The organism is Martinezella sp. CNPSo 3964 (genome assembly GCF_057784375.1).
This window is the reverse complement of sequence record NZ_JBXSOW010000013.1, coordinates 45,059-71,554: the sequence shown is the minus strand read 5'-3', so window position 1 is coordinate 71,554 and position 26,496 is coordinate 45,059. Positions and strand designations below refer to the sequence as shown.

19 protein-coding genes are annotated in these 26,496 nt (G+C 59.8%); 8 read left to right on the top strand and 11 right to left on the bottom strand.

The annotated features are described in order from the left end of the window. Positions 1–60: 60 nt before the first annotated feature. From bcsA to AC13Q5_RS29655, 4 genes are read left to right on the top strand one after another with little or no spacing between them, the layout of a single operon-like run. Positions 61–2,250, top strand: a complete 2,190-nt coding sequence (bcsA, locus tag AC13Q5_RS29670; protein ID WP_075855808.1) for a UDP-forming cellulose synthase catalytic subunit — start codon at positions 61–63, stop codon at positions 2,248–2,250. Continuing rightward, a complete protein-coding gene (locus AC13Q5_RS29665; RefSeq protein ID WP_488504114.1) occupies positions 2,250–4,760 on the top strand; it encodes a cellulose biosynthesis cyclic di-GMP-binding regulatory protein BcsB in 2,511 nt (836 codons plus the stop codon). The genes bcsA and AC13Q5_RS29665 overlap by 1 nt, the downstream gene beginning before the upstream one ends. Then, complete coding sequence (locus tag AC13Q5_RS29660) at positions 4,757–5,806, top strand: family 8 glycosyl hydrolase (protein ID WP_457879423.1); 1,050 nt, start codon at positions 4,757–4,759, stop codon at positions 5,804–5,806. The genes AC13Q5_RS29665 and AC13Q5_RS29660 overlap by 4 nt, the downstream gene beginning before the upstream one ends. Next, positions 5,797–8,217, top strand: a complete 2,421-nt coding sequence (locus tag AC13Q5_RS29655) for a cellulose synthase (protein ID WP_488504113.1) — start codon at positions 5,797–5,799, stop codon at positions 8,215–8,217. Before AC13Q5_RS29660 ends, AC13Q5_RS29655 begins: the two co-directional genes overlap by 10 nt. A gap of 48 nt (positions 8,218–8,265) precedes the next feature. Here AC13Q5_RS29655 and AC13Q5_RS29650 read toward each other — a convergent pair whose 3' ends face one another. The 5 genes from AC13Q5_RS29650 to AC13Q5_RS29630 all read right to left on the bottom strand — a co-directional run bounded on the left by AC13Q5_RS29650 (position 8,266) and on the right by AC13Q5_RS29630 (position 13,696). Further along, a complete protein-coding gene (locus tag AC13Q5_RS29650) occupies positions 8,266–9,186 on the bottom strand; it encodes an SMP-30/gluconolactonase/LRE family protein (RefSeq protein WP_488504112.1) in 921 nt (306 codons plus the stop codon). A 34-nt stretch (positions 9,187–9,220) separates the two neighbouring features. Further along, positions 9,221–10,171 (bottom strand): ABC transporter permease, encoded by a 951-nt coding sequence (locus AC13Q5_RS29645; RefSeq protein ID WP_488504111.1) that lies wholly within the window; start codon positions 10,169–10,171, stop codon positions 9,221–9,223. Beyond that, positions 10,168–11,112 (bottom strand): ABC transporter permease, encoded by a 945-nt coding sequence (locus AC13Q5_RS29640; RefSeq protein ID WP_488504110.1) that lies wholly within the window; start codon positions 11,110–11,112, stop codon positions 10,168–10,170. The genes AC13Q5_RS29645 and AC13Q5_RS29640 overlap by 4 nt, the downstream gene beginning before the upstream one ends. Next, positions 11,109–12,599: a sugar ABC transporter ATP-binding protein gene (locus AC13Q5_RS29635; protein WP_488504109.1), complete on the bottom strand. Its 1,491-nt coding sequence runs from the start codon at positions 12,597–12,599 to the stop codon at positions 11,109–11,111. The genes AC13Q5_RS29640 and AC13Q5_RS29635 overlap by 4 nt, the downstream gene beginning before the upstream one ends. An 80-nt stretch (positions 12,600–12,679) precedes the next feature. After that, positions 12,680–13,696, bottom strand: coding sequence for an ABC transporter substrate-binding protein (locus tag AC13Q5_RS29630; protein WP_075855801.1), 1,017 nt, complete (start codon positions 13,694–13,696; stop codon positions 12,680–12,682). Positions 13,697–13,994: 298 nt separating this feature from the next. On the opposite strand from AC13Q5_RS29630, the gene AC13Q5_RS29625 reads away from it, so the two are divergent. The 3 genes from AC13Q5_RS29625 to AC13Q5_RS29615 all read left to right on the top strand — a co-directional run bounded on the left by AC13Q5_RS29625 (position 13,995) and on the right by AC13Q5_RS29615 (position 17,591). Further along, positions 13,995–15,233 (top strand): GAF domain-containing sensor histidine kinase, encoded by a 1,239-nt coding sequence (locus AC13Q5_RS29625; protein WP_075855800.1) that lies wholly within the window; start codon positions 13,995–13,997, stop codon positions 15,231–15,233. Then, on the top strand, positions 15,230–15,961 hold the full coding sequence (locus tag AC13Q5_RS29620; RefSeq protein ID WP_488504108.1) for a response regulator: 732 nt from the start codon (positions 15,230–15,232) through the stop codon (positions 15,959–15,961). Before AC13Q5_RS29625 ends, AC13Q5_RS29620 begins: the two co-directional genes overlap by 4 nt. 100 nt (positions 15,962–16,061) lie before the next feature. Beyond that, a complete protein-coding gene (locus tag AC13Q5_RS29615; RefSeq protein WP_488504107.1) occupies positions 16,062–17,591 on the top strand; it encodes a UxaA family hydrolase in 1,530 nt (509 codons plus the stop codon). Positions 17,592–17,707: 116 nt separating this feature from the next. On the opposite strand, the gene AC13Q5_RS29610 is transcribed toward AC13Q5_RS29615, so the two are convergent. Further along, entirely contained in the window at positions 17,708–18,703 is a 996-nt protein-coding gene (locus AC13Q5_RS29610) for a GntR family transcriptional regulator (RefSeq protein ID WP_488504106.1), read from the bottom strand. Between the two features lie 169 nt (positions 18,704–18,872). On the opposite strand from AC13Q5_RS29610, the gene AC13Q5_RS29605 reads away from it, so the two are divergent. Then, on the top strand, positions 18,873–19,310 hold the full coding sequence (locus AC13Q5_RS29605) for a hypothetical protein (protein ID WP_488504105.1): 438 nt from the start codon (positions 18,873–18,875) through the stop codon (positions 19,308–19,310). Positions 19,311–19,601: 291 nt separating this feature from the next. On the opposite strand, the gene AC13Q5_RS29600 is transcribed toward AC13Q5_RS29605, so the two are convergent. The 5 genes from AC13Q5_RS29600 to AC13Q5_RS29580 all read right to left on the bottom strand — a co-directional run bounded on the left by AC13Q5_RS29600 (position 19,602) and on the right by AC13Q5_RS29580 (position 26,058). Further along, positions 19,602–20,711, bottom strand: coding sequence for a siderophore-interacting protein (locus AC13Q5_RS29600; protein WP_488504104.1), 1,110 nt, complete (start codon positions 20,709–20,711; stop codon positions 19,602–19,604). A gap of 21 nt (positions 20,712–20,732) precedes the next feature. Further along, complete coding sequence (locus AC13Q5_RS29595) at positions 20,733–21,992, bottom strand: MFS transporter (protein ID WP_488504103.1); 1,260 nt, start codon at positions 21,990–21,992, stop codon at positions 20,733–20,735. Further along, on the bottom strand, positions 21,992–24,382 hold the full coding sequence (locus AC13Q5_RS29590; protein WP_488504193.1) for a TonB-dependent siderophore receptor: 2,391 nt from the start codon (positions 24,380–24,382) through the stop codon (positions 21,992–21,994). The genes AC13Q5_RS29595 and AC13Q5_RS29590 overlap by 1 nt, the downstream gene beginning before the upstream one ends. A 124-nt stretch (positions 24,383–24,506) precedes the next feature. Next, positions 24,507–25,460: a FecR family protein gene (locus tag AC13Q5_RS29585; RefSeq protein ID WP_488504102.1), complete on the bottom strand. Its 954-nt coding sequence runs from the start codon at positions 25,458–25,460 to the stop codon at positions 24,507–24,509. A 94-nt stretch (positions 25,461–25,554) separates the two neighbouring features. Beyond that, positions 25,555–26,058, bottom strand: coding sequence for an RNA polymerase sigma factor (locus AC13Q5_RS29580; protein WP_457879434.1), 504 nt, complete (start codon positions 26,056–26,058; stop codon positions 25,555–25,557). Positions 26,059–26,496 lie beyond the last annotated feature (438 nt).

Below are 26,496 nucleotides of genomic sequence, written 5' to 3'. Positions count from 1 at the left end.
CAGGCGGCACTGCTTGGGGGCGCCAGGATGGCGTCTGGCAATACCTTTGAAGGGACACCGATGCACACTGCACGCAGCATCTTGATATGGGCCGTGATAGCGCTATGCGGGATCGTGCTGATCACGTTGCCGGTCAACCTTCAAACGCAGCTGATTGCCAGCACCGTGGTCGTCACCCTGATGGCGATCATCAAAATCCTCAAGCGTCAGGGAACCTGGCGGCTGGTGGCGCTTGCCTTCGGCACGGCGATCGTGCTGCGCTATGTCTATTGGCGCACGTCCTATACGCTGCCACCCGTCAACCAGCTGGAAAACTTCATTCCCGGTCTGCTGCTTTATCTCGCCGAAATGTACAACGTGGCGATGCTGATGCTCAGCCTCTTCATCGTCGCCACGCCTCTGCCGTCGCGCACCACGCGCACCTCCGAGACCAAGCACTTTCCAAGCGTCGATGTCTTCGTACCGTCCTATAACGAAGACACCAATCTTCTTGCCAACACGCTCGCCTCCGCCAAGGCGATGGACTATCCGGCCGACAAGCTCAGGGTCTGGCTCCTTGACGATGGCGGCACGTTACAGAAGCGCAATTCGACCAAGATCTTGGAATCGCAGGCCGCAATCGCTCGCCATGACGAACTCAAGCGGCTCTGCGCTGATCTGGATGTCGAATATCTGACGCGCGATCGCAACGAGCACGCCAAGGCAGGCAACCTCAACAACGGGCTGGAGCATTCGAGCGGCGAACTGATCGCCGTTTTCGATGCCGACCATGCACCCGCGCGTGATTTCCTTCGCGAAACCGTCGGCTACTTCGAGGATGACCCGAAGCTCTTTCTCGTGCAGACCCCGCATTTTTTCATCAATCCGGACCCGCTGGAGCGCAACCTGCGCACCTTCGACAGCATGCCGAGCGAGAACGAAATGTTCTACGGCATCATCCAGCGCGGCCTCGACAAATGGAATGCCGCCTTCTTTTGCGGTTCGGCCGCCGTGCTCAGCCGCAATGCGCTGCAATCGCAAAATGGCTTTAGCGGCATCAGCATCACGGAAGACTGCGAAACCGCGCTTGCGCTTCATGGTGCGGGCTGGAACAGCATCTATGTCGACAAGCCATTGATTGCCGGCCTGCAACCGGCGACTTTCGCAAGTTTCATCGGCCAGCGCAGCCGCTGGGCGCAAGGCATGATGCAGATCCTGCGCTTCCGCTTCCCGCTCCTGAAGCGCGGCCTGACATTGCCGCAACGGCTCTGCTACATGTCGTCGACGCTGTTCTGGCTGTTTCCGTTTCCGCGCGTCATCTTCCTGTTTGCGCCACTCTTCTATCTCTTCTTCGATCTGGAGATCTTCACGGCATCAGGCAGCGAGTTCCTCGCCTATACGCTTGCCTATATGCTCGTGAACCTGATGATGCAGAACTACCTTTATGGGTCGTTCCGCTGGCCCTGGATTTCCGAGCTCTATGAATATGTCCAGACGGTGCATCTCTTGCCGGCTGTCGTTTCGGTCATGCTCAATCCCCGCAAGCCGACCTTCAAGGTTACGGCCAAGGACGAGTCGATCGCCGTCAGCCGGCTTTCGGAGATCAGCCGCCCGTTCTTCGTCATCTTCGCCGTTCAGATCATCGCGCTCGCGGTCACCATATATCGTATCTATGCGGAGCCCTATAAGGCCGACGTCACCCTCGTCGTCGGCGGCTGGAACATCATCAACCTTGTCCTTTCCGGCTGTGCGCTCGGCGTCGTCTCCGAGCGCGGCGAACGTGCCTCCTCGCGGCGCGTCAGGGTCGATCGCCGCAGCGAGTTCGGGATCGACGGCCGGTGGAACTCCGCTTCCATCGAGGACGTGTCCGTCCATGGCGCCAGGTTGAACGTCTTCAACAAGGATATGGAGCCGGTCAAGATCGGCTCGGAAGCGATCATACGCTTCCAGCCCTATAGCGGCGCCGACATGGTGACCTTGTCGGTCGTCGTTCGCAATGTCGAGCAGATGGGCGACATTACGGCCATCGGCTGCCAATATGTTCCAAGGGGTGCTGCCGACCATCGCCTGATTGCCGACCTCGTCTTCGCCAATTCCGATCAATGGACGAAGTTCCAGCAGGCACGGCGGCGCAATCCGGGCATCATCCGTGGAACCTTCTGGTTCCTGAGCATGTCGCTCTATCAGACCAGTCGCGGCCTGATCTATCTGTTCAGGGGTGTTGGCTCGGATCGCACACAGCAGCGGCAGGATGCGAAGGCGAGAAGCTGATGAAGCGCACCCTCCCTGCCCTCCTGCTTCTCCTTGGCGCCGTTACCGCGCAGGCGCAGACGACTCCTTTCGACATGTCCGGCGAGCGGCCGAAGGGTGAAGCGCCGACAGTACCCGCGATCATGGCCCCGCAAACAACTGCGCCGCAGACGGAGCCGCCGAAGGCAGCGGTGCCTCCAATCATGGCGCCCCAGACCGTTGCACCACAGACCGCGGCTCCTCAAACTGTCCCGCCTCTGGTCATGACGCCACCCCCTGTTACTCCGCAAACGGCAGCGCCACAGGTCGCAACCCCTGTTGCTCCCGCCCAGACAACGCCACAAGCGGCGCCAAAGGCGAAACAGGCGACCACCAGCACCGATTCATCGGCATTCCGGCGCTATGTCGTTCCTTTCACAAAGCTGCGATTGGAGGGTGAAGCCGATCGCAAGTCCTGGTCGATTTATCTGACGCCGGAGCAGGCGGCGGCATCCGCGAAACTTACCTTTGCCTATCAGAACGCGGTCGTCGTTGCCCCCGAAGCATCGCAGCTCACAGTCCTCGTGAATGACCGCGCCGTGCATCAGCAGCAGATCGGCTCCTCGGACAATGAGTCGGATATCAGCTTCGATATCCCGCGCGGGCTCCTGCAGCCCGGTGCCAACCTGTTGACCTTCGAGGCGACTCAGCGGCACCGCGTCGACTGCGACATTCCATCGACCTACGAGCTCTGGTCCGATATCGATCCCGCAAGAACTTATCTCAGCTTCGCCGGTCGTGAAGCGGAAAAACTCTCCACCACCGACGCGATCCGCGCGATCGGTGTCGACGGCACCGGCAAGACACAGTTCAATCTGGTCGTGCCGGCCCTGGCCCAACCAGGAACGACCAAGCCGATCCTGCGTCTGGCGCAGGGACTAGCGCTTTTGAGCGGGATGCCGAACGAGACCTTTTCGTTCGGCACTGATGCCCTACCCGCACCAGGCCCGGGCAAGATGACGGTCGTCGTCGGCACGCCAGCGGAGCTACAGCCCGTATTTGCCGTTCCGGCCGCAGCTCAAAATGGAGCTTTGGCGACATTTGCGACGGACCCACGCAGCGGTCAACAGCTTCTCCTCATCAGCGGTCCTTCCTGGCAGGCGATCTCATCGGCAATCGACATGGTGGTTTCGCCGACCGATCGCGATCCCGATACTCGCCGCGATCTGCTGGTAACGCAACGATGGTCCGCACCAGACGCACCTCTGATCTATTCGGGCACCAGCCTGTCCTTCGAACAGCTGGGCGTCAGGACAACGGAATTCTCCGGACGGCGCTTTCATACAAGCTTCAACGTGGCAATCCCGTCCGATTTCTACGCGAATGCCTATGGCGAGGCCACCATCCTGCTTGATGCGGCCTATGCCAAGGATGTGCGGCCGGGCAGCCATATCGACGTCTATGTCAATGGTAGCATCGCCACGACCAAGCCGATCACGGTGACTGGCGGCGGCATTTTTCGGCAATTGCCCATCCGCATCACCATGCGGCATTTCAAGCCGGGCCTGAATACGATTACGCTTGAAGCCATGTTGCTCGCCGACGAGGATACCGCTTGCGCGCCGGCAGCGACGTCAAACACGACGCCGCGCTTCGCACTGTTCGACACGAGCCAGTTCACTGTCCCGGATTTCGCAAGGGTTGCGCAGCGACCCAACCTCGCAGCCCTTGCGGGCACCGGCTATCCCTATAATCGCCAAACCGAACCGACCGCCCTCTTCATCGACCGAGCAGACACCGACACGCTGTCTGCGACCGCGACGCTTCTCGGCCAGATGGCGCTTGTCGCCGGTCACCCCATCGCGCTGGAACCCACGGCTTCGCCGAGCACCGTCGGGACCCGCAATGCGCTGTTCATTGGTTCCGTGTCGCAGCTGCCGTCGACGATCCTCACTCAAATGAACATCTCCGCCTCGAGCCAAGTGGCCTGGCGCCCACCCGCCCCGGGCCAAGGCGGCGTACCCGAGGCTTCCGTGACGATTGCCGATTGGCGCTCACGCATCAGCGGCGGATTGCTGCAGGGACAAGTGCAGAGTTTTCAACAATGGATGCACCGCAACTTTGATATCACCTTGAGCTCGCTGCGCTTCATTCCCAGCTCCGAGCAGGTGTTCACGCCATCGAACGCCAATAGCTTCCTGATCGCTCAGGAGGCAAATCCGACCAACGACGCAACCTGGACCGTTGTCACCGCGCCAAGCGCCGGAGACCTGCGGGCGGGCGCCGAGGCAATGACCGCCCAAAATACCTGGTCGCAGATTGGCGGCCGCATCACGGTCTATTCCGGCAAGACGGGGAAAATCGATACCGTGCCTGTCAGCCGGTTCACCTTTGTCGTTTCCCAACCCTGGTCGCTGACGAATTATCGGCTGATCGCAGCAAATTGGCTTTCCAGCAACATATTGTCCTACGCCTTCCTGTTCGTGGTCGGTTCCTTCCTGCTCGGGGTGAGCACGGCAAGCGTTCTTTCCAAGATCGGCAGGCGCGAATGAAACTCTGGCGCCTTGTTCTTGCGATCTGCGGTGCTGTTATCCTTGCAGCGGCGCAACCGGCTGTCGCTCAACGCACGGCAATCGATCCGCAAGCCTGGACTGCCTACAAAGCGAAATTCCTCGATGTGAACGGACGCATCATCGATAACGGCAATGGCGGCATCAGCCACAGCGAAGGACAAGGCTATGGTATGTTGCTTGCTTACCTCGCCAATAATCCGGCCGATTTCGAACAGATCTGGTATTTTACCCGCACCGAGCTGCTGCTGCGCGACGACGGCCTTGCCGTCTGGAAATGGGATCCGGCCGTCACCCCGCATGTGACGGACACGAATAATGCTTCCGATGGCGATCTATTGATCGCCTACGCGCTGGCCCTGGCCGGATCGGCCTGGAACAACAAGGACTACCTGCAGGCGGCAGCGAGCATGGCCAGATCAATCCTTGCCCACCTCGTCATCAGTTCCGGGGGACGGACGCTGCTCATTCCTGGCGTCGAGGGCTATCGGCCGCCAGGACGCAAAGATGGACCGATCATCAACCCATCCTATTGGGTCTTCGAGGCGATCCCCGTCATGGCGCTGCTGGTGCCTTCCGATCGCTGGCAGAAGCTCCACGACGACGGCCTTGCCCTATTGCGCTCACTGCAATTCGGTCCACGCAAGCTCCCGGCCGACTGGGTCAGCTTGACGGCAAAGCCGGAGCCCGCGGGCGGCTTCGAGGCGGAATTCGGCTATAACTCGGTCAGGATCCCTCTTTACCTGACGCGCGCCGGGATCGATGACAAGGCGCTGCTTTCGCGTCTGCAGCAAGGCATGACCGTCGAGGATGATGAGCCTGCAACGATCGATCTGGCGACGGGCAAGCCGAAGGATCGGCTTTCCGACCCGGGTTATAGAATTGTTAACGATGTTGTGGCGTGTGTGGTGAGCGGAACAAAGCTGCCTGCTTCGGTTCGGCAGTTCGCCCCATCGCTTTACTATCCGGCCACCTTGCAGCTGTTGAGCCTGGCTTTCGTCACGGAGAAGCATCCGGAGTGTTTATAAAGTCCACCTTGATCATGGCTTTCATGGCCGTCGCCGTGGCGGGGTTTACGCTCGCGACGAAGGATCACGATTCGCCGGAAGACAAGATCAAGCTGGCAAAATCGGCACGTCTCGAGCCGCAAACGGTACTGGCCGCCGATAACAGCTCGGCCGGCGGCAGCTCCGGACAGCCCGTCGACCTGCAGGCGCTCGCCGACCATATACAAGCGACTGCGCCCTCGGCGGTTCTCTCCGACACTCCGCCTAAGTCGGCAAATACGACCGCCGCAGATTCGATCGCCCAAGCCTCCCCGCAGCAGGCACAGCCGCAATCAATGCAGCCACCATCGCCTCAGCAGAGCAATCCGGCACAGGCTGCGGATAATCAGCCGAAGGTCGATGAAAGCGCATTGCGCTATTTTGCAAGCCGTGGCGACAAGGCGCGGCTCCAGGCGGAGATCTCCCGGCTGCAGACGCTCTACCCGAATTGGACGCCGCCGGCCGATCCGCTGGCGATCCCGCAAAATAGCGACAAGCAGCTCGAAGCCATGTGGCAGCTCTATTCCGAGGGCCGTTATGCCGAGGTGCGCAAGGCCATTGCCGACCGTCAGGGCGCCGAATCCGGATGGCAGCCACCCGCCGATCTGCTGGAACGTCTGGATATCGCGGAGGCACGCACGCGGCTCGTCAACGCCTCCGATCTGAAGCAATACCAGACTGTAATCGACATCGGTGCCAGGACACCGAGCCTGCTGACCTGCAGCGACATCGACGTTCTCTGGCGCGTCGCCGAAGCCTTCATCAGCACCGATCGTGCTGCCCGCGGCCAGGATGCCTACAAATATATCCTGAAGACCTGCACCAATCCTCAGGAAAGGCTTGCGACCATCCAGAAGGCGGCCGCTCTGCTGCCCTATCAGCCGATGCAGGATCTCTTGTCCCTGGAAAAGCCAGACGGCAATGGCGGGCGGGAATTCGACAGCATAAGGATCGATCTGGCTCGCCGTTTCGTCGCGCAGGGCAATGACGATCCGAAGCTGACCATATCGCAGGACTATCTCTCGCAAGTCGAACGTGTCGCCCGCAGCCAGGGTCTTGCGTCCGATGATTCGCTGCTTGGCTGGTACTATCTGCGTCGCAGCAACTACGCCGATGCAGAGCAATGGTTCAAGGCCGCGCACGAGAAGGAAGATTCGGCAACGATCTCGCAGGGCCTTGCCCTGGTGCTGATCGCCGATCGCAAGCCCCAGGAAGCCGAAGACGCCATGTACAAGTGGCGCAATGAATCCAAGGATGCGATGGCGACCTACCTTGCGGCGACCGCCAATCTGATGGCTCTGCAACCGCCGGCCAACCTCAGTGAAGATGTTCTCGGCCGTATTGCCGCAGAAGTCGTGAAGCAGAAATATGTTCCGACGGCCCAGCAGCTCGGATGGTTTGCGCGCTCGATGAACCAGCCGCAAGCCGCCGCGCGTTGGTTTGAGACGGCTTTGCGCTGGAAGCCTGACGACGAGCCTTCCGCCTACGGCCTTGCCATTACCCGCAATCAGCTGAACGATCGTGTCGGCGTCGCCGAAGTTCAAAGACTTTGGGCCGGTCGCTCCCAACGTATCGCCGTGCTCGGCGAGCCGGCGCCGCGCACGCCGGTATCGGAGCCGCTGCCATCCCCCAATCAGGCTGGACAGCCTGCCCCTCAGACCTTGCCTCTGACAACATCGCAGCAAGGCGAGCAACAGCCTGCACCGCCGATGGCCTCTCAAGCCGCACCGCAGCCTCAGGTAACGCAGCCCTACATCAACGCACAGATCCCTGTGCAGCGGGTAGCCCCTGCCCGCCGCGCTCCTTCCCCGAATTATGCTGAACCGGAGACCCGCAACCGGGTGGCCACCCGCTCGGCACGACAGCCAGCAGGATGCAATACCACCGTCAATGCGCAGCTGCTGACGCCCGCCAGTGCGCTTTCCCGTGGCTGGTGCCTCATGAACCTCAATCGACCGATGGAGGCGGTGGAAGCCTTCGGTGTCGCCTTGAACAACGCGGATTCAAAATCGCGCGAAGAGGCAGCCTATGGACAGAGCCTCGCCTATCTGCGGGCCGGCCTTGCCAACAATGCAGCCGTCGCTGCGACCAAGGCACCGATGAACCATCAACGCGCCGCTGAATTGCAGGTGGCCATACTGGCCGACCGCGCACTTTCGGCCTTCGAGGGCAAGCGCTATCACGAAACATTGCTCTATCTCGACCAACGCGCGCAGCTGCAGCAAGAGCGCGTCGATCTGATGGTGCTGCGCGGATATTGCTACCTCAATCTCAAAATGTACGACGATGCCGAGCGCATCTTCACCGCCGTCGCCGCAACCGGGAGCCGAGACGGCAGCCGTGGCTTGCGGGATCTTCAGCTGGCTCTACATCCGCAGCCGGGCGATTATTGATCATATGGAAGTCGTCGGCGATTATCGGCAACAACTCCTGACATGCAACTAGGGTGCCTGTACCCCGGTCGCCGCCGTATACACTCGATAAAGCGATCGTGTCGCAGCTATGAACAGTTGATTACGCTTCGGTCCGCCAAAGGTGAGGTTGGCGACCGTCTGCGGTATCTTGATCTTGCCGATCAAACTGCCGTCCGGCGCGAAACAATGAACGCCGTCGCCAGCGCTTGTCCAGATGTTGCCGTCGACGTCGGCCCGGAAGCCGTCCGGAATGCCGGTGTCGATGTTGCAGAAGACTTTGCCGTTTGTGAGTTTCTTGCCATCCACGACATCAAAGACACGAATGTGCCTGGGAGCGCTGACGTCGTGGCTTGCCGCTGAGTCCGCGACATAAAGCTTCGTCTCGTCCGGCGAGAAGGCCAAGCCGTTCGGTTGGCGGAAATCATCCACCATCGCGTTCAGCTCTCCCGTCGCCGGATCGAGCCGGTAGACGTTGCGTGTCGGCTGCTCCGGCTCCGCCTTGTAACCTTCGTAATTCGACAGAATGCCGTAGGTAGGGTCGGTAAACCAGATGGTTCCATCCGAGCGAACGACCACATCATTGGGTGAATTCAACCGCTTGCCTTTATAGCTATCGGCAAGAACGGTGATGGAGCCGTCGATCTCCGTGCGTGTCACCCGGCGGGTGCCGTGTTCGCACGATACGAGCCGCCCTTGGCGGTCACGCGTATTGCCATTGGCGAAATTCGACGGCGCGCGGAAGATCGAGACATTCCCACCGGGCACCCAGCGCAGCATGCGTTCATTCGGAATATCGCTCCAGATCAGGCATCCGGCGTCTGCAAACCAGACCGGCCCCTCTGCCCAACGGCAATCCGAATAAAGCTCCTCCAGGCCCGCGCTCGGAACGATCAGATTGCGGAAGCGCGTATCGTAGATTTCGTAAACGGACGAGATGTCGTTTGGCATCGCAATTTTCCTGTAGGGATCTTGGGAGAGGAATTCAGCGCCCGCCAATGGGGCGGCCGCCAGCAACGAGAATGACAGCAATGATGATCAGGCCGGTGAGAACGAGCCTTGGGCCGGCGCCGAAGCCATAGGTGTTCAGCATGGAGACGACCAAAAACATGAACAATGAGGCGCCCCATATGCCCGGCACGTTCGAATCGCCGCCGGCAACAGCTGTCCCGCCGATGATGACGACGGCGATCGACATCAACAGATATTCCGCGCCCATGTTGAGGGCAGCCCCGCCGGAGAAGCTCGCGAGCAGATAACCGCAGATCGAGGCGAGGATGGCGCAGAGCACATAGGTCGCAAGCCGCGTTCCATCGACCGGAATGCCGGCCATGCGCGCCGCAAACATGCTTTGGCCGATCGCCGATATCCAGCGGCCATAGATTGTCTTTTCCAGGAGAATCCAGGCAAGCGCCGACAGCAGCAGGGCGACGATGGCGACATTCGGTATGCCGAACACACCTGATGTGGTGAAATCAGCCAGATACTCGGGCGGCTTGATGCGCAGCCCGCGATTGCTCCAGATGGCGGTCGACTGAATGATGAAGCTCATGGAAAGCGTTGCGATGATCGGCGGAATGCGCAGCAGCTTGATCATCGCGTAATTGCCGATACCAATGCCAAGGCCGATCACGACCGACACCAACAGACCAGGCACGATCATGCTGTCTTCGACATTCATGAGTTTCAGCGCGATTGTACCGGCAAGCGTCATGGTGGCCGGCACGGAAAGATCGATGTTGCCGGGTCCGAGCGTGATGACGAACATCTGCCCGATGCCGACGATGACCGAGAATGCCGCAAAGGTAAGAGCGGCCTGCGACAGACCGATGGAACTGGCGCCTCCGGTGAAGAGGACGGTAATGGTCCACACCGCGGTTGCCGCGACGAAGGACCAGATCCAGGGTTTGCGGCCGAGCGCGCGAAGAGCGATCATGATTGTTTCTCCCGCTTTTCGACGCGATTGAGCAAGAGCCTGAGGGCAAGGACGATGATCAGGATCGCGCCCTGTGCGCCGATCTGCCAGTCGGGCGATATCCGCAGAAACGACAGGAAGGAGCCCGCCAGGGTCAGCGTCAGCGCGCCGATGACGGCACCCACCGGAGAGACGCGGCCGCCGGTAAACTCTCCGCCGCCAAGGATCACGCCGGCGATCGACAGCAATGTGTAACGCAGCGCGATATTCGCATCCGCCGAGGTGGTAAGGCCTACCAGGGCAATCCCGGCAAGTACCGCGAAGAGGCCCGCCAGCGCATAGGCCGCCGCTCGCAGGCTGACGACGGACCAGCCGGCCCGCTGCAGCGATCGCTGATTACCGCCGACGCCGCGGATCAGCACCCCGAAGGAGGAGCGCATGACGATCAGATGGGCAAACAGTGCGATGACGACGCTCGCTATGATCGCCATGGGAACAAGCGGCGGCTTCGAGGTCATCAGCCAGCGCGCCCAATCGGGTGCGGTGCCGCCCGGTGCCGGCAGCAGCAGAACCGCAAGGCCACCCCAGACGAAGCTCATACCGAGCGTCACCACGATCGATGGCAGATCCCTGATATAGATGACGATGCCAATCACGGCATAGACTGCAACTGCGGCCGCCAGAATGAGGATGCCGAGGAGCGGAGAAGATTGCAGATAAGTCGCCGCCACACAGGCAGTGAAGCTGACAAAGGTCCCCATCGACAGGTCGAGATCGTTGACCGACATGATCATCATCTGCGCGATCGTCGCCAGAGCAATCGGCACGGCGAGATTGAAGAGCAGATTGAGACCGATATAGCTCATGGCGCGCGGCTGCAGATAAAAGACCGCGGCGAGCAGGACGACAAGCGATAGCGCCGGGATGAGCAGGCGCAAGGTAGCGGATGATGGGCGGCTCATGCGCCCTCCCCGGCAAAGGAAGCCGCCAGCACATTTTCCTCCGTGATTTCCTCTCCAACCAACTCCGCGACGATGGCACCGTCACGAAAGACATAGGCGCGGTCGCAGAGCCGTATCTCGTCCATCTCGGTCGAATACCAGATGAAAGTGCGGCCGGACGAAGCTTCGTCGTTCAAGATCCTGTAGACCTCCTGCTTGGTGCCAATATCGACACCGCGCATCGGATCGTCCATCAGCACGATCGGCGCCGTCGTTGCCAAGGCGCGGGCAAACAGGACCTTCTGCTGATTGCCGCCGGACAAGGACAGAATGCCGTTTGCCATCGTCGGCGTACGGATTTCGATACGGCCCTTCCAGTCTGCTCCGAGGCGATCCTCCCGCCCGCCATCGACGACGGACAGTCGCGAAAGATCGCTCAGCGAGGCAATGCTGAGATTTTTCAGGATGCTCCAAAGCGGAAAAGTGCCGTTCAGGCTCCGGTCGCCGGCGACGAAAGCGATATTACCCTGCCTGCCCGGCAACCAGTTGCTCGAAAGTGACCGATGGAGATCGAGCAGCATGTCAGTCTGGCCATGACCGGCCAGACCGGCAAGTCCTATTACCTCACCCTTGCGGACATTGAAGCCAAGACCCTTGCCACCTCGCGCCGGCAGTGCAAGCAGAGGAGGCGCTGTGGTACCCTCCCCGCTCCTGCGCGTGCGGTCCTGCTCCTTGACTACACTGCCCATTGCCTGGACCAGGCTATGGACGCTGAAGTCCTGAGCAATACGGTCGGCGACGACGCGACCGTCCTTCATGACGACGATGCGGCTTGCAGTCGAAAGAATCTCGCCAAGAATATGCGAGATCAGCATGACGGCACCGCCGGCCTGCACGAAGCCGCGCACATAGGCCATCAATTGCGCGGCGAGCCCTGCATCGAGCGAAGACGTAGGCTCATCAAGGATGACCAGCTTCGGCTTCTCGCCAACAGCACAAAAGGTGATCGCAATCTCTACCATCTGCCGCTCAGCGATCGAGAGTTCGCCAACGGTCCGCATGACGTCGATCCTGTGGCCGGCGAAAATCTCCTCGAGCTTGGCGCGAACGGTTATCGCCGCCTGCCGCCGCCAGCTCCAGCCGGCAAGGCCGCGATGGACCACTCGCATATTTTCGACAACGGTAAGATTGGGGGCGAGCGACAATTCCTGAAAGACGCAGCGTATGCCATGCGCACGAGCTGCGTTGACGCCGTGCACAGTGCTGTCGCCGTCATAGGTGACACTGCCCTCGTGCGGGCTGAGACCGCCATTGATGACGTTGACGATCGTCGACTTGCCGGCGCCGTTATGGCCGACGAGCCCTATGCACTCGCCTGCATGAACTGTCAGATCGGCACCATCAAGCGCTTTCACAGCACCGAAATGCACCTTGATGCCACGGGCGGAAACGACTGCCTGCGGGCCGGCATCCTGTCTCACTAAAGCATTGTCTTTGGCTGCAATCATGGATCGTCCGGTCGGGCGTTGTATCGGCAGGCGCCGCCTTTTCATCGGCGGCGCCAGTCTCTACGGTCGGCAGATATCGGTTACTTCGCCGCAGCGATGACCTTCTTGGCGTCGTCGAGCGTGTATTCGACATTCGCGACTCCGCCTGCCTGGGTGGTGGCGAGATTGGTTTCGAGATTGTCCTGGTCGATGCGCAGGAACGGCACGACCAGATCCTTCTTCACCTCTTGACCATCCAGGATTTGCTGGGCGACCCAGAAGGCAAGCGTCGAGACACCGGGCGCGATCGAGACCGACATGGTCTCATAGCCGCTGGCGTCCTTTTCCTTCTTCCACCAGGCAAGCTCGTCCTGCCGGTTGCCCATGACGATCGTCGGCATCGGACGCTTGGCGGCGGCAAGGGCCTGGGCCGCACCATAACCGTCACCGCCCTGGGTCACGACAGCAGCGATATCGGGAAGGCTCGGCAGGATGCCGGCAACGGCACGCTGAGCGACATCCTGTGCCCAGTCGCCATGAACCGAACCGACGATCTTGAACTGCGGATATTTGGCTGCCGCCTCGTGGATACCCGCCGAGATCTCGTCATCGACCGAAACGCCGGCTAGTCCGCGGATTTCGAGCACGTTGCCGCCCTTCGGCATCTTCTTAGCGAGATATTCAATCTGGCTTGCGCCCATGCCCTTGAAGTCGACGGCGATGCGCCAGGCACAGGGTTCGGTGACGATACCATCGAAGGAAACGACGACGATCTTGGCATCGCAGGCTTCCTTGATGGCACCGTTCAGCGCCGTCGGCGATGCAGCATCGATGACAATCGCATCATAGCCCTGCAGGATCATGTTCTGGATTTGGGCAGCCTGCTCGGTCGCCTGGTTTTCCGCCGTGGTGAACGGATCGGCAGCGGCGACGACACCGGTCTTGACAGCTTCGCCCGTCACCTTCTGCCAGCTGGTCAACATGGCCTGGCGCCAGGAGTTGCCGGCATAATTGTTCGACAATGCAATTTTCTTGGATGACGTATCGGCAAAGGCAGCACCCGGTGCAGCGACGCAAGCGATGACGGCGGATGCCATAAGCATCTTGGCAATATTCATTTTTTCCTCCCAAAGAGCCTGTACTTCATCTTCCAGGCCAAGATTTTCGAACGCGCTCCTCAACGAACGATCGAAAATAATATTTGCACTGAAGGTTCCCCTGTCAGTAGAAACAGGATGTCCGAGATTCTGACGCTTGTACAGGCGCTTAAAGGGCGAGACCCTGCGGGATCCCGCAGAAAAGATGCGCAAATCCGCAAGACGGATCGCTCGGATCGGCGCTTAATAGCGTCCGAAATTTGCATGCTGCGAGCGGCCGGAGGAGCATAGGTCGACGCATTGCCTGGGAGGGCTTGTCTTGCGCGATCTGGCGCCGCAATCGGTCTTCGACCACTATCTCAACATATCAAGGCTTCTTGCCGGCCAGCTCGACTTTCACTCGGTCATCCGGGCGGTCGCCGCCGAAATCAGCCATGTCATCCCGCATGATCATCTCGATGTCTGCATCATCCTGATGGACGAGCAATTTCATACCGCCTACGAGAGCGGATTGGAGACTGATTGGGGTCGCCGTTTTCCGGCGCCTGTGAGCAATAGTCCCATCCGCACGCTTCTCTGGGGTGAGACTGACTACCTGTTGACCGACGATGCCTGGAGCGATCCGCAATTCCATTTTCAAGGCGCTTTCTCGCATCCGATCTTTCACCAATCGCTGCATAGCCGTCTGCATGTGCCCCTTAAAGTTCAGGGCCATGTCATCGGCGCTTTGTCCTGCTCAAGCCACCAGACAGGCCTCTACACCATGCAGGATATCGAAAGTGCTCGTGTGATAGCCGACCTTCTGGCACCCCATTTCTTTGCCATCCGCGCCGCCGACCAGGCCAAGCGATCGGCGATCGTGGAAGCCGAGGCCCGTGCTCGTGAAGAGGGTTTGCGCCTCGGCGCCCTGAAACTGACCGAGGCACTGGAGGCCGAACGGCAGCGCATCGGGATGGACCTGCACGACCAGATTCTCGCCGATCTGACCCGCCTCTCCCGGCGTCTGGAACGACTTGCCCGTCAGCCTGATGTCACCGGCGAAGCGCTTGAGCCGCTGTTTCGCGGTTTGCAGCACAGCATGCACGATCTTCGCCAGATCATCGAGGAAGCCAAACCTTCGGTCCTTCAGCTTTTCGGTTTTGCGCAGGCGGTGGAGAACCACCTCGAACGGTCGATCCAGGAGAGCGAAGCCACTTTGGCCTGGGTCCTGAACGACGAGACTGGCGGCGCCATCGACTGCCTTGAGCAATCGGTGTCCATTGCGCTTTTCCGCATCGCGCAGGAGGCCATCAATAACGCTATTCGTCACGCCCAGGCTGGCAGCATTTCGGTTCATCTGAAAGCGGCCGGGGGGGCGATCACCATCGATGTCATGGATGACGGCATTGGACTTGGAAATACCCGCAGATCATCGGGCGGAGGTATCGAAAACATGCGGACGCGTGCGCGCTTGATTTCCGCGCGCTTCGCGATCAAGGCGGCGGCTGCGTCCGGTGGAACAACCGTCAGCGTCAGCCTGCCGGCCAAGGCGCAATCGGTGGGAGGTGCGGCGGCATGAAGGTTCTGATCATCGAGGACGATCCGCTTCATCGCTCCTATCTCAATGAAGCGATCCGCGCGGCACTTCCCGAATGCGATGGCGTGCTGGAGGCGGAAAACGGCAATGCGGGCGAACGGCTGGCGCGGGATTTGAAGTCCGCTCACATCGTCATGGATCTGCAGATGAACCAGCGCAACGGCATCGAGGCGGCCCGCACCATATGGAAGGAGCGACCGGAGACGCGCATTCTCTTCTGGTCGAACTATTCGGACGAGGCCTATGTTCGCGGCGTCTCCCGCATCGTCCCCGTCGGTGCCGTCTATGGCTATGTCCTCAAATCGGCCTCCGACGACCGCCTGAAGCTGGCGCTTCGCAGCATCTTTATCGAAAGCCAATGCGTGATCGACCGCGAAGTGCGCGGCATGCAGCAAAAAAGCCTCGGCAATGTCAATGGTTTCACCGAGGCCGAATATGAGATTCTGATCGATATCGCGCTTGGATTGACCGATCGCGCAATCGCCCAAAGGCGCAACCTCTCGGTTCGCAGCGTCCAGAACCGATTGCAGCAGTTATACGTGAAACTCGGCGTCTATCAGCCGCTCGGCGGCCAGGATGATGAAGGGCGGTTCAATCTCAGAGCGCGCGCGGTTGCCGTGGCGTTTCTGAGAAAACTGCTCAATCACAGCGCGCTCGAACGTGCGGAAGCCGATCTTTCCGCCTGGCTCGCGCGCCAACCACATGATTGAAAGAGAAGCCAGCCACCAATGTCGATCGTGCTTGACGTCTTCCCTCGAATAATTGTCTATTGCTAGCAATAGACATTAATCCAATCATACGGAATTTCCCATGTCCGCCGTTTCCCCCGTTATCCTGCTCAATCCCATCGATGATGTCGCCGTCGCTCGTGCGATGATCCGCGCTGGTAGCCCGACCGGCATTAACGGCTTGATTGCTGCAGATCAGATCCCGCGCGGCCACAAGGTTGCGGTCCGCGACATCCAGGCAGGTCAAGAAATCCGCAAGTTCGGCCAGCCGATCGGCATTGCGACGCAGTTCATTCCAGCGGGCGGCCATGTTCACCTGCAGAACCTGGCGGTGATCGAATCCGATCATCCCTACCAGTTCAGCGTCGATATCGAAGAAGCGGGCATGCTGCCACGCGAGGACTGTCGGACCTTCATGGGCTTCGACCGCGGCGCCGGCGGGGTCGGTACCCGCAACTTCATCGGTATCATCACGACGGTCAATTGCTCGGCGACCGTCTCCAAATATATCGCCGAGCATTTCAATCGCACGGGTGGGCTTGACGGCTTCGACAATGTCGACGGCGTCGTGGCGCTGACCCATGGCGGCGGCTGCGCCATCAACACCCAGTCAGAGGGTTATCGCTATCTGGCCCGCACTCTTCAGGGCTATGCGCGGCATCCGAACTTCGGCGGCATCCTGATGGTCGGTCTTGGCTGCGAAACCAATCAGATCGCGCCCATCCTGGAGCACGACAAGCTCGAGGAAGGAAACCGGCTGCGCACCATGACGATCCAGGATCTCGGCGGCACGCGCAAGACGATCGCAGCCGCTTCCGAAATGATCAAGGACATGCTGCCGGAGGTGAATTCCGCCAAGCGCACGGTTCAGCCGCTCTCGGGGATCAAGCTCGCTTTGGAGTGCGGCGGCTCGGACGGCTATTCGGGCATTTCGGCCAACCCGGCGCTCGGCTACGCTTCGGATCTACTCGTACGCAATGGCGGCACCTCGGTTCTGGCCGAAACGCCTGAGATCTACGGGGCCGAACACCTCCTGACACGCAGGGCGGTCACGCCCGCCGTCGCCGAAAAGCTGCTCTCCAGGATTGATTGGTGGCGCGACTATACCCGCCGCAACGGCGCCGAACTCAACAACAACCCCTCTTATGGCAACAAGCTCGGCGGATTGACGACGATCCTTGAAAAGTCTCTCGGTGCGGTCGCCAAGGGCGGTTCCATGCCGTTGAAGGCCGTCTACGAATATTCGGAGATCGTCGATGAGCCCGGATTCGTCTTCATGGACACGCCGGGCTACGATCCGGTTGCCGTCACCGGCCAGGTCGCCGGCGGCTGCAATGTGATCTGCTTTACCACGGGCAGAGGCTCCGTCTCCGGCTTCAAGCCGGCGCCTTGCGTCAAGATCGCAACCAATACCGAGATGTACAACCATATGCGCGAGGATATGGACATCAACTGCGGCGACATCGTCAGCGGCGACGATACGATCGAGGCGGCCGGCGAACGGATTTTCGAGGAGATCATCGCTGTCGCCTCCGGCAAGAAGACGCTGAGCGAGACGTTCGACTATGGCGACAATGAATTCGTTCCCTGGCAGGTCGGCGCCATCACCTGACGCCGTCCCGAACTAAAGCATGCCGCGCAAAAGTGTGCAGCGGTTTTGCAACAACGACATGCGCAAAATCAAAGGCCTAAGGCGCGAGAAGCGAATCTGAAAGATCGCGACGCGCTTTAGGTAATGAAGCTGTACTCGTCCGGCCGATAGTGCTCACGGATATAGGCGGCACGCGCCTGCACATTGGGCTGCGAATTGCTTATGTGATCGCGCATTGCTTTCTGCAACCCCTCCTCGTCGCGCTTTTGCACCATCTTGAAGACCCCGATATGCTCGGCGAGGAAGGGCTCGTATTCCGGCATCTTGATGCGGCTGCCGACGACATGCTTGCTGAGCGTGAGGATGCATTGTGTCCGCTTCAGGATGCTCAGGAACTCCTTGTTCGGGCAGGCTTGCAGGCTGCGCAGATGAAGGTCCAGCTCCAGCTCGTACATAGTTGAGGCAGAAACATCGGGGTAATCCGCGAGCGCCAGCGACAACCGCGAAAGCATCGCTTCGACGTGCTCTTCGGAAAGTCCGCCCAAGGCGCTTGCGAGCGCCACCGGCTCGATCTGTTCGCGCACCTCGTAGAGGTCGCGAATGCGCTGACCGTCGAGCGGCACGATAGACCAACGGAAATTGTCGTCCTTCTCCGTGATGCCGAGCGTCTCCAACTTCAGCAGCACATCGCGCGCCACGCCACGCCCGACGCCGAAATGGCGTGCAAGCTCGTTTTCATTGATGCGATAGCGGCCGAAGAAAGAGCGATAAACGACGATGCGTTCGACATCCTCGTAGAGCGCCTGCCAGGCGAACATCGGCCTGTCGCCATCTTCGTCGAAGAGCTTGCCGAGATAGTCACCGAGCTTGACCCGCTTCGGCGGTGTGCCCGATGCGCCGACGATAAAGCCGCGACCATCGAACCGGGCAATGAGGCCATCTTCGAACAGGAGCTGCAGCGCCTGGCGTACCGGCGCGCGGCTGCTGTCTATCAGATCTGCAAGGGCTGCCTCGGTCAGCACAGCGCCCTCGGGCACCGTTCCGTCAAGAATCTCGGCCTTCAGTCGCCCAAAGAGCTCCTCATAGAGACTGGTTTTGCGCGGACCGCCATTCCCCAACCGTGATATGCCCATATCGTCCCATGTTTCGCGTCCGAGACGGCCCCATGAAGAGCATCTCGCCAACAATAGAAGTGCAGCAATTCCAAAGCGTCTTCGATACTTGGCGGAAAAATTCGATTACTTTCTCACCCATGCTCAAAACCACTGACGTAAACATCCATAACACGCTTCCAGTACTTCCATGAAAAATCCGATGTGGATGGTCGGAGCCGAAATTCGCCTGATCGCGAATGGCGTCCGACACATCCCGGATTCCGGCGTTAGACGTTCATTGCCATCGAACCTCCTTGGCTCCAACCACCAAACCCCACTCATCAAGAGGCGTCAGCAGGAATATTTTTTACTGAATAAGGGAAGCCAAGCCGATACCAATCATGCAAATCAGCAGCCCCGCAGAGATGAAAAACAGGACCAGAGGCGTGTAACTCGACATCGGGTCCCCCTTTCGAAGTTACTCTGCGTGTCGTCGTGGAATGAAAACAAATTACCCTTCCTGGATATTGAAGTGGCTCAAGGCATTCCGCTCCTCGTCAGAACCGAACAAAGCTCGTCATCTAAGTCTACGCGGGCGTGCGCTTTTGGTTCCGTCAATCATCAGGATGTGCAGGCAAATGGATGATGCCGATGGACTGACTGCTCAAGTCCCGAGATCATCGAACGCTCTGACACCCCTCTGGTCTGGGCGAGTATCGAGCTAGGCACCGATGACGTAGCTGCAAGCGCCGACCTCGCCGATTGAACGGCGGGCGCGATATCCGCATATGTGGGAGGCGCTGGCCAATCCGTTTTGTAGTGCCCAAAATGAAGCGGAAAACGGATAAATGACCGCCTTCGAAGAAGCGCAAGTAGGCCTGCGCAAGATCAACAAGACGACGCTTGCACTTGGCCTGGCCGAACGCCGCCCAGCGATCTATCTCGACTTGGCACCTGATGCAGGCCGTGCATCGGCACTGGGGGCTTCCCCTTCGGCAAAACCTCGGCGCCAGAAGGAAACAACGAGATGCCGTTCGCGCGGCAGCTTCCAGCTCCGGCGCGCAAGTCTGCGCAACTCGATGAAGTCGCCGAACTCGCAGCCGGCCCAGAAATAGAGATCATCCGCTAGATTATCGACCTCCAGGCGGCTCAGCGTCTCGGATAGCAGGCGGGTCGTACCTGCTTGCCTGCCGTCGCGATAAAGATAGGTCAGTTCGATATTTGGACCGCTGCGCAGCTCGTAGTGGCACTCCGGATTATCGATCTCGATGAACAGCCGGACATGCGCCGACGACGGAAGCTCTCCCAATATGCGCGCGATCGCCGGCAAGGCGGTGTCGTCACCGCAAAGGATGAGCGACTGTGCCCTCGGGATCTCGCCGCCGGCCGGCGCGAACAATCCGACAAGATCACCCGGCTGGGCATGTTCGGCAAACGAAGCCCCAGGGCTCTGTGTGTGCGTGGGATGATCGTGCAGAACAAAATCTATCTCGATCTCTCCGCGCTCGATATTGCGCGAGCGGATCGTATAGACCCTGGAGGTGAGCCTGTCCGCTCCGCCCGGCCACACGATCCTTCCATCCACTCCCAGCGTCGGCCACACCGGCGGAGAGCCTTTTGGCGGAAACAGCAGGCGGACATGCAGACCATCGGCCGCAAAATGGTGCAGATCCCGGCCGCTCAGCCGCAACCGACGCATTTGCGGCGTTACATCCGCAACCGAGACAACCCGCATCTCGCGAAAGAACGGCGGCAAAGGGCTGGTAATTTCGCCGTCCCCGGACCAATGCACAACGCCTGGACCGACGGCTGAGGAGAAATACTCGGCGACCGCCATCTTGATATAGCAGAGGTCGATGTCGTCCTTGGCCGAGACCGCAATCGAGATCTGATTGGCCTTAGCGGCAAGATCGGCGCGACCGTAGCGGGAAATGAGAGTTGCCTTTCCGGCCTCTGCCGCAACCTGCGCAAAATCGCGGAAGCGATCGGCAAAGTTTGCAACAAGCGCCTCTGCCTGATCGCTGCGGATGATGGCGTTGGATCGCAATTCTTTCTCCCGTTCCATGCTTTACCGGCCGTCGGAAAGCTGTGCCAGAACAACGGCGTTGTCATTCATTTCCCGCATCAGCAGGCCTATCGCCGGGATCGCGAGGACGGAGACGATTGCAGCGGCGGTGAAGAAGAAGGGATAGCCGAAGTGTTCGCTAATCCAGCCCGCGCCCAGGCCACCGGCCATGCTGACCATTCCATCCGCGCACTGGAAAAGCGTGAAATCGACTCCGGCCTGTTTCGGGTCGGACCAGCCCATGAACTGCGAATAGAGCGCGACGAAGCCGACGGACATCACTCCGGACGAGCTGGCAATTGCGATCGGTATGATGAAGGCCCGCGGCAGGCTGCCATCGAAGCTAAAGAGCGCGAAGGCGGCAAGAAGCATTGTCTGCAACAAAATGGCCAGGATCAGCACGGTCGTCCCGCCCCACAACCGCACCAGCATCCCGCCCAGCAGTGCGCCGCTGAAGCCGACGATCATGCTTCCGACACCGTTGAGGATGCCGATCGAGGCAAGATCGAAACCGCGGTCGATCAGAAATGGCCCAAGCATCGACAGCCCCCATTTCTGGGCCGCCACATAGATCGCGGCGATCATCAGGCCTCTTTGCACCTGAGGGCGTTTGAGGGCCAGAAGCAGCGACGGCGCATGCGATCGCGTTTCGACCGCACTGCGACTTGCCGGCCCGAAGACGAACGGCAGCCCGAGCAGGATGACCAGCGATGCCATGGTAAAGGTCGCATAGCTCCAGCCTATCCTCTCGACCAGTATGAGAAACAAGCCGGCACCGAGTGCCGAACCGAGATAGGAACCGCCGACCTGCGCGGTATTTCCCCAGCCATGATGCTCCTTGGCGAGCGTTTCGACCGCATAGCCGTCACAGGCGATGTCCACCGTCGATGTGATCAGCGCGACCAGCAGCAGCACGCTCAACACCGGCGCCAGCGGACAAGGACCGGTAAGGCCGATCGAAACGAGGCCGGCCGCGCAAAGCAGCCCGCCGGCAAAGACGATCGACCGGGACCGGTTGCGTCCGACCGCCGGCAGGCGGAACCGTTCGACATAGGGCGACCATAGGAATTTAAAGGCCCACGGAATGACGGTAAGATAGAGCAAGCCGATTTGATCGAGCGGCAAGCCTTGCGAGCGCAGAACCGCCGGCAGGCCAAGCATGGTCAAGCCACCGATGACGCTCTGGGCGATATAAAGTCCCCCGACCGCGACGAAAACCGCGGCCGGGGACGGCGCATGGGAACCGGATGGAACCGTGGTCATCAGAAGCGGTACTGCATGCTGGCGACAACCTTCCGGCCTTCATCGAAGTAGCAATAGCCAGTGGTGCAGACCTGTTTGACTTCGTTCAGCAGGTTCGTTGCGTTGACCTGCAGGCGCACGCCCTCGAACGAGGGATTGAGCTTGCCGAGATCATAGCGAAGCGAAGCATCGACGAAGGTACGGGCCTTGTTGTCGAGGACCGGCGTATGGAGATTGTCGCCGAAGCTCGAGCCGACATAGCGAAGGCCGGCACCGATACCGAGACCCTCCAGAGCGCCATCCTGCACCTCGTAATCGGCCCAAAGCGAGAAGGTGTGATAGGGCGAGGAGTTGAGCGTGTTGCCCTTGGTTTCCGCCGTCAGCTTGGTGATTTCCACGTCATTGTAGGAATAGGCGGCGATGAGGTTCAAGCCATTGTCGAGCGAGGCCGTCGCCTCGAGCTCGAAACCACGGGATTTCAGGTCGAGCTGCCGCAACAGGTTGAGGCCTGAAGAGGTCTCGTAAACAGTGGCATTCTTCTGATCTATGTTGAACAGCGCGGCAGTGATGGAGACGTTCCGGTCCGGGATCTGATATTTGACGCCGACTTCGATCTGCTTGCCGAGTGTGGGTTCGGCCTGCTGAGCAACGCTGTTGACAGTCCGGATCACGCCCGGATTGGCGACATAGGATGTGCCGTAGCTGATATAGGGCATGATATCCCATGGCGTGACGTAGCCCAGGCCGGTGCGGAATGTCGTCCGGCTGTCGTCGCGCGAATAGCTTGCGTTGCCGGGCGCATAGTCGCTCTTGTGCCAGTCGTGCCGAAGGCCGGCGGTGAAGCGCCAAGCATCGTATTCGATCTGATCCTGCGCATAGATGCCCAGCGAATTCTGCTTCTGGGTTTCGCTGTAGTTGATATCAGGCACATAGGAAAAGCTGTCGGTAAACAGATCCGGACCGCTGCCCTGGCGCGAGGTGAATTTCATGTAGCTGTAGTCGATGCCGGTAATGAGCTGATGCTTGAGCGGCCCAGTGTCGAAATCACTCTTGAGATAGGTATCCGTGGCAAGCCCGCTATTATCCTCGAGGACGATGCCGGGATAGTCGGCAAAGACCCACTCCTGGTGCGCCGAAATGTCGGAATAACGCAGCTTGTGATAAAGGGTGACGGAATCGCTCAGCGCCTGCTCGAGTTCATAGCCGATCCGCCATTGTTTCTGCTTGAAATCGTTGAATCGGGCATCGCCACCGTAGACGGGTGTCGCCCCAACCGAGGTTCCAGCTGCGCCATATTCGTTGATGTAGCCCCAGGTCCCGCCGGTCGTGGAGTTCATATATTCGCCAAGCAGCGTCAGTTTGGTGTCTTCATCCGGCTGCCATGTGAGGGCCGGTGCGATATATTGCCGATCGTCCTTGATCGCCTCGATCTGGTTGCGTCCGTCACGCACCAGGCCCGTCAGACGATAGAGCAGCGTATTGTCGTCGGTGACAGGGCCGGAGAAATCGAACGCCGATTGAAGACGACCAAAAGAACCGTACTGGACCTCGATCTCGTGCAACGGTTCTTCCGTCGGCCGCTTGGAGATGATGTCAACGATACCGCCGGAGCTGCTGGCGCCATAGATGGAGGCCGATGGGCCTCGCAATGTGGCAATGGCTTCAACCCCATAAGGCTCCAGGCGGAACAGGCCGTTTGGACTGGCGATCTGCCGCAGCCCGTCGCGGAAGATGCCGGTATAGGTGAGATCGATGCCGCGAACCTTGAAGGCATCGTATCTCGGTTCGGCACCATACTGCCCCAAACGCACACCGGGCGCGTAGTTCAACGCCTCGGAAAGGTTCTGCGGCCGCAGGTCCTGCAACTGCTTTTGCGACACTGTGGAAATGGACTGAGGTGTTTCGGCGATCGGCGTATCGGTCTTCGTCGCCGTCCGTCCGGATTTTCCGACATAACCCTCCGTCTCGATGACGCCCTTGATGCCCTGGTCCTGACCCTTGATGACAAGCGGTTCGAGTACGGTCGAGCCGTCCGCCGCCACGCTGCCGGCTTCGGCCGATTGATTGGCCCGGTCGTAAATGCGCACGGTGTTCGGACCGGTGAAACTATAAGCAAGCCCCGAACCAGCGAGCAGCCGCTCCACCGCGGCCCTTGCAGGCAAATTTCCGCTTACGCCGCGCGTGCTCTTTCCGGCGGTAATTGCCGTCGGAAAGAGCAGCCGGATATTCGCCTGTCGTCCGAAGGCCAGAATTGCACTTTCCAGCGGTCCCGCCGGTATGGAAACATTGACCGTCGCCTGCCCTACCGCAGCCGGCTTATCCGTTGTTTGCGCCAAACCGACATTTGCAAATACCCAGGTGCTTGCGCACACAGTCGCTGCGAGCGCATTGCGCCTCGCCTTCCAATTCATCGATGCCACACGGCCCCCTTCATTCATCCCTGCATCTGAGAGCGGCGCATCCCCGGACCCGCCATTCCCTTACGAAGAGTGAAAACGGCGGTGACCTCCTGACGTCACGCGCAAAAAATTTTGATTATTTCGAGCGGATGACCACCAGCATGTCCGTGACGCGTGTCACGGAAACCGGCAAATTGCTCTCGATGATGGCAAGAGCCTCGTCGGTATTGGTCAGATCGAAGACCCCGGACACCTTCCGGTCTGCCGCCTGCGCATCGAGAACGACAACGCGTCCATGGCGATAACGCGAAAGCGTCTGCGCCACCTTTGCAAGCGGCGACGCGGAAAACACCAGTTTCCCATGCCGCCAGGCGCTATCGTTCGCGATATCCGCCTTTGCAAGCGTCGCCCTTCCGGAGCGATCGACAGCAATGGTATCGCCGGCTCCAAGGACCGTGTCGCTGCCACCCGTCTTGACCTCGACGAAACCTTCCTCGACCTGGACCATTTGCGAAAGCGAGCCCGTCGATGTCTGGACCGAATAATGCGTGCCAAGCGCGGTTGCGCTCAAACCGCCGTCGTCAACAATGAATGGGCGCAGCGGGTTCTTGGCCACATCGAAGAAGGCTTGACCGCGCAGCAATTGGATGCGCCGCTCGCCTGCGGAATAACGCACGGCAATCGCCGTGTCGGTATCGAGATCCACCTGCGTACCGTCCTCCAGCGTGATCGACCGCACCTCTCCGACATCGGTATAATAATCGGCGCGCCAGCGATCGATCAGGCCAAACTGCCCGAGCATACAGGATGTGACGGCGATCAGGCCGAACACCGCTGCCAATCCCGCTACCCTTGTCCGGGAGAGGCGGCGCGCCTTCAAGCCATCAAGCGAAACCGGCGCGTCCTTGAGGCTGCCCCACAGCGCACTCATCTCGTCATAGGCAGCTGCGTGAGAGGGATGAGCGCGCAGCCAACACTGGAAATCGGCCCTGTCCTGATCCGTCGCATCGGCGGATTGCAGCCGTGCAACCCAACCGGCGGCAGCTTCAGCCAGTCGATCCTCGATTTTCTCTTTGCGATTGCGGCTCATGACTCCATTCGCCTGTCTATAGTTCGACAAAGCCATGCATCCATCCCGGCTCGCATTCCAAGAGCCGAAATGAAGTCCATCTCCTGACGTTGTCTCAGAAAAATATTTCGGCGCGAACCTTGCGGCAGTGCAGTAGCGCCCTGATGATGTGCTTTTCGACCATATTACGGGATATGCCCAGCTCCCCGGCGATCTCGCCATTGGACCGCCCGCGCAGCCGGCTGAGAATGAAAACCTGCTGGCAACGCTTCGGCAGCGCCTCGATCGCCTTCGCCATGATCAGCAAGCATTGCCGTGCATTGACGATCCTGTCCGGCAAGGGAAGCTCGTCGGGCTCTTCCATACCGGCGACGTCGGGAGCAAAGAGCGCGCTCTCCCTGGTCTGCCGGGTCAGAATGACCCGCGCGACGGATCGAGCCACCTGGAACAGATAGGCTTGTGGATTTTCGATGAGCGTCGCGTGCGAGGCCTCCAGCATTCGCAGGAATGTCTCCTGTGTCGCATCTGCCACATCATCCTTGCTCTTCAGCCTGCGACGGAAGAAGCGATGAAGCCGCTTTTCTTCGCCGGCGTGAAGGGAATACAGCATATCGGTCATCGCACTCACGTCCTGATCCCGGCGATCCGACAGTTGATGCCGGATTCTGCGTCTGCCGCATCCGTTCGAAGTCTGCGGTCTAGCGTCATGCCCTCAATAATTCTTGAGTTTTATTATCATGTTTCGCTATACCATGTCGGCCGGGCTTGCAAGTTCCACAAAGATTTCGTCCAGCGCCCAAGGGGGGCAACTTCCGCTCGGTCCGTTCAGCTGCGAGGACGGCCGGGACGCGTATTTGTTTCAGCCCGCGCCTTCGTCGCGCCGCCAGCCAGATTTCAATAGCGAATAGATGCCAAGATTCGTGCCTGGAGAAACGGTTTCAGACCGCAGATATTGGCCTGCCAAGCGAAACCAAGAACCGGCTCACCCAGTCGGAGATGATGCGTCGTGGACGCGCATCCGCGTTTCGAAGATCGTCCGCTCGTCATTCGGGTAATG

Excerpts from the sequence above, each read along its gene's own strand:
- bcsA (WP_075855808.1), top strand. The coding sequence starts at position 61 with ATGCACACTGCACGCAGCATCTTGATATGGGCCGTGATAGCGCTATGC.
- AC13Q5_RS29665 (WP_488504114.1), top strand. The coding sequence starts at position 2,250 with ATGAAGCGCACCCTCCCTGCCCTCCTGCTTCTCCTTGGCGCCGTTACC.
- AC13Q5_RS29660 (WP_457879423.1), top strand. The coding sequence starts at position 4,757 with ATGAAACTCTGGCGCCTTGTTCTTGCGATCTGCGGTGCTGTTATCCTT.
- AC13Q5_RS29650 (WP_488504112.1), bottom strand. The coding sequence starts at position 9,186 with ATGCCAAACGACATCTCGTCCGTTTACGAAATCTACGATACGCGCTTC.
- AC13Q5_RS29645 (WP_488504111.1), bottom strand. The coding sequence starts at position 10,171 with ATGATCGCTCTTCGCGCGCTCGGCCGCAAACCCTGGATCTGGTCCTTC.
- AC13Q5_RS29640 (WP_488504110.1), bottom strand. The coding sequence starts at position 11,112 with ATGAGCCGCCCATCATCCGCTACCTTGCGCCTGCTCATCCCGGCGCTA.
- AC13Q5_RS29635 (WP_488504109.1), bottom strand. The coding sequence starts at position 12,599 with ATGATTGCAGCCAAAGACAATGCTTTAGTGAGACAGGATGCCGGCCCG.
- AC13Q5_RS29630 (WP_075855801.1), bottom strand. The coding sequence starts at position 13,696 with ATGAATATTGCCAAGATGCTTATGGCATCCGCCGTCATCGCTTGCGTC.
- AC13Q5_RS29620 (WP_488504108.1), top strand. The coding sequence starts at position 15,230 with ATGAAGGTTCTGATCATCGAGGACGATCCGCTTCATCGCTCCTATCTC.
- AC13Q5_RS29615 (WP_488504107.1), top strand. The coding sequence starts at position 16,062 with ATGTCCGCCGTTTCCCCCGTTATCCTGCTCAATCCCATCGATGATGTC.
- AC13Q5_RS29610 (WP_488504106.1), bottom strand. The coding sequence starts at position 18,703 with ATGGGCATATCACGGTTGGGGAATGGCGGTCCGCGCAAAACCAGTCTC.
- AC13Q5_RS29605 (WP_488504105.1), top strand. The coding sequence starts at position 18,873 with ATGAAAAATCCGATGTGGATGGTCGGAGCCGAAATTCGCCTGATCGCG.
- AC13Q5_RS29595 (WP_488504103.1), bottom strand. The coding sequence starts at position 21,992 with ATGACCACGGTTCCATCCGGTTCCCATGCGCCGTCCCCGGCCGCGGTT.
- AC13Q5_RS29590 (WP_488504193.1), bottom strand. The coding sequence starts at position 24,382 with ATGAATTGGAAGGCGAGGCGCAATGCGCTCGCAGCGACTGTGTGCGCA.
- AC13Q5_RS29585 (WP_488504102.1), bottom strand. The coding sequence starts at position 25,460 with ATGAGCCGCAATCGCAAAGAGAAAATCGAGGATCGACTGGCTGAAGCT.
- AC13Q5_RS29580 (WP_457879434.1), bottom strand. The coding sequence starts at position 26,058 with ATGACCGATATGCTGTATTCCCTTCACGCCGGCGAAGAAAAGCGGCTT.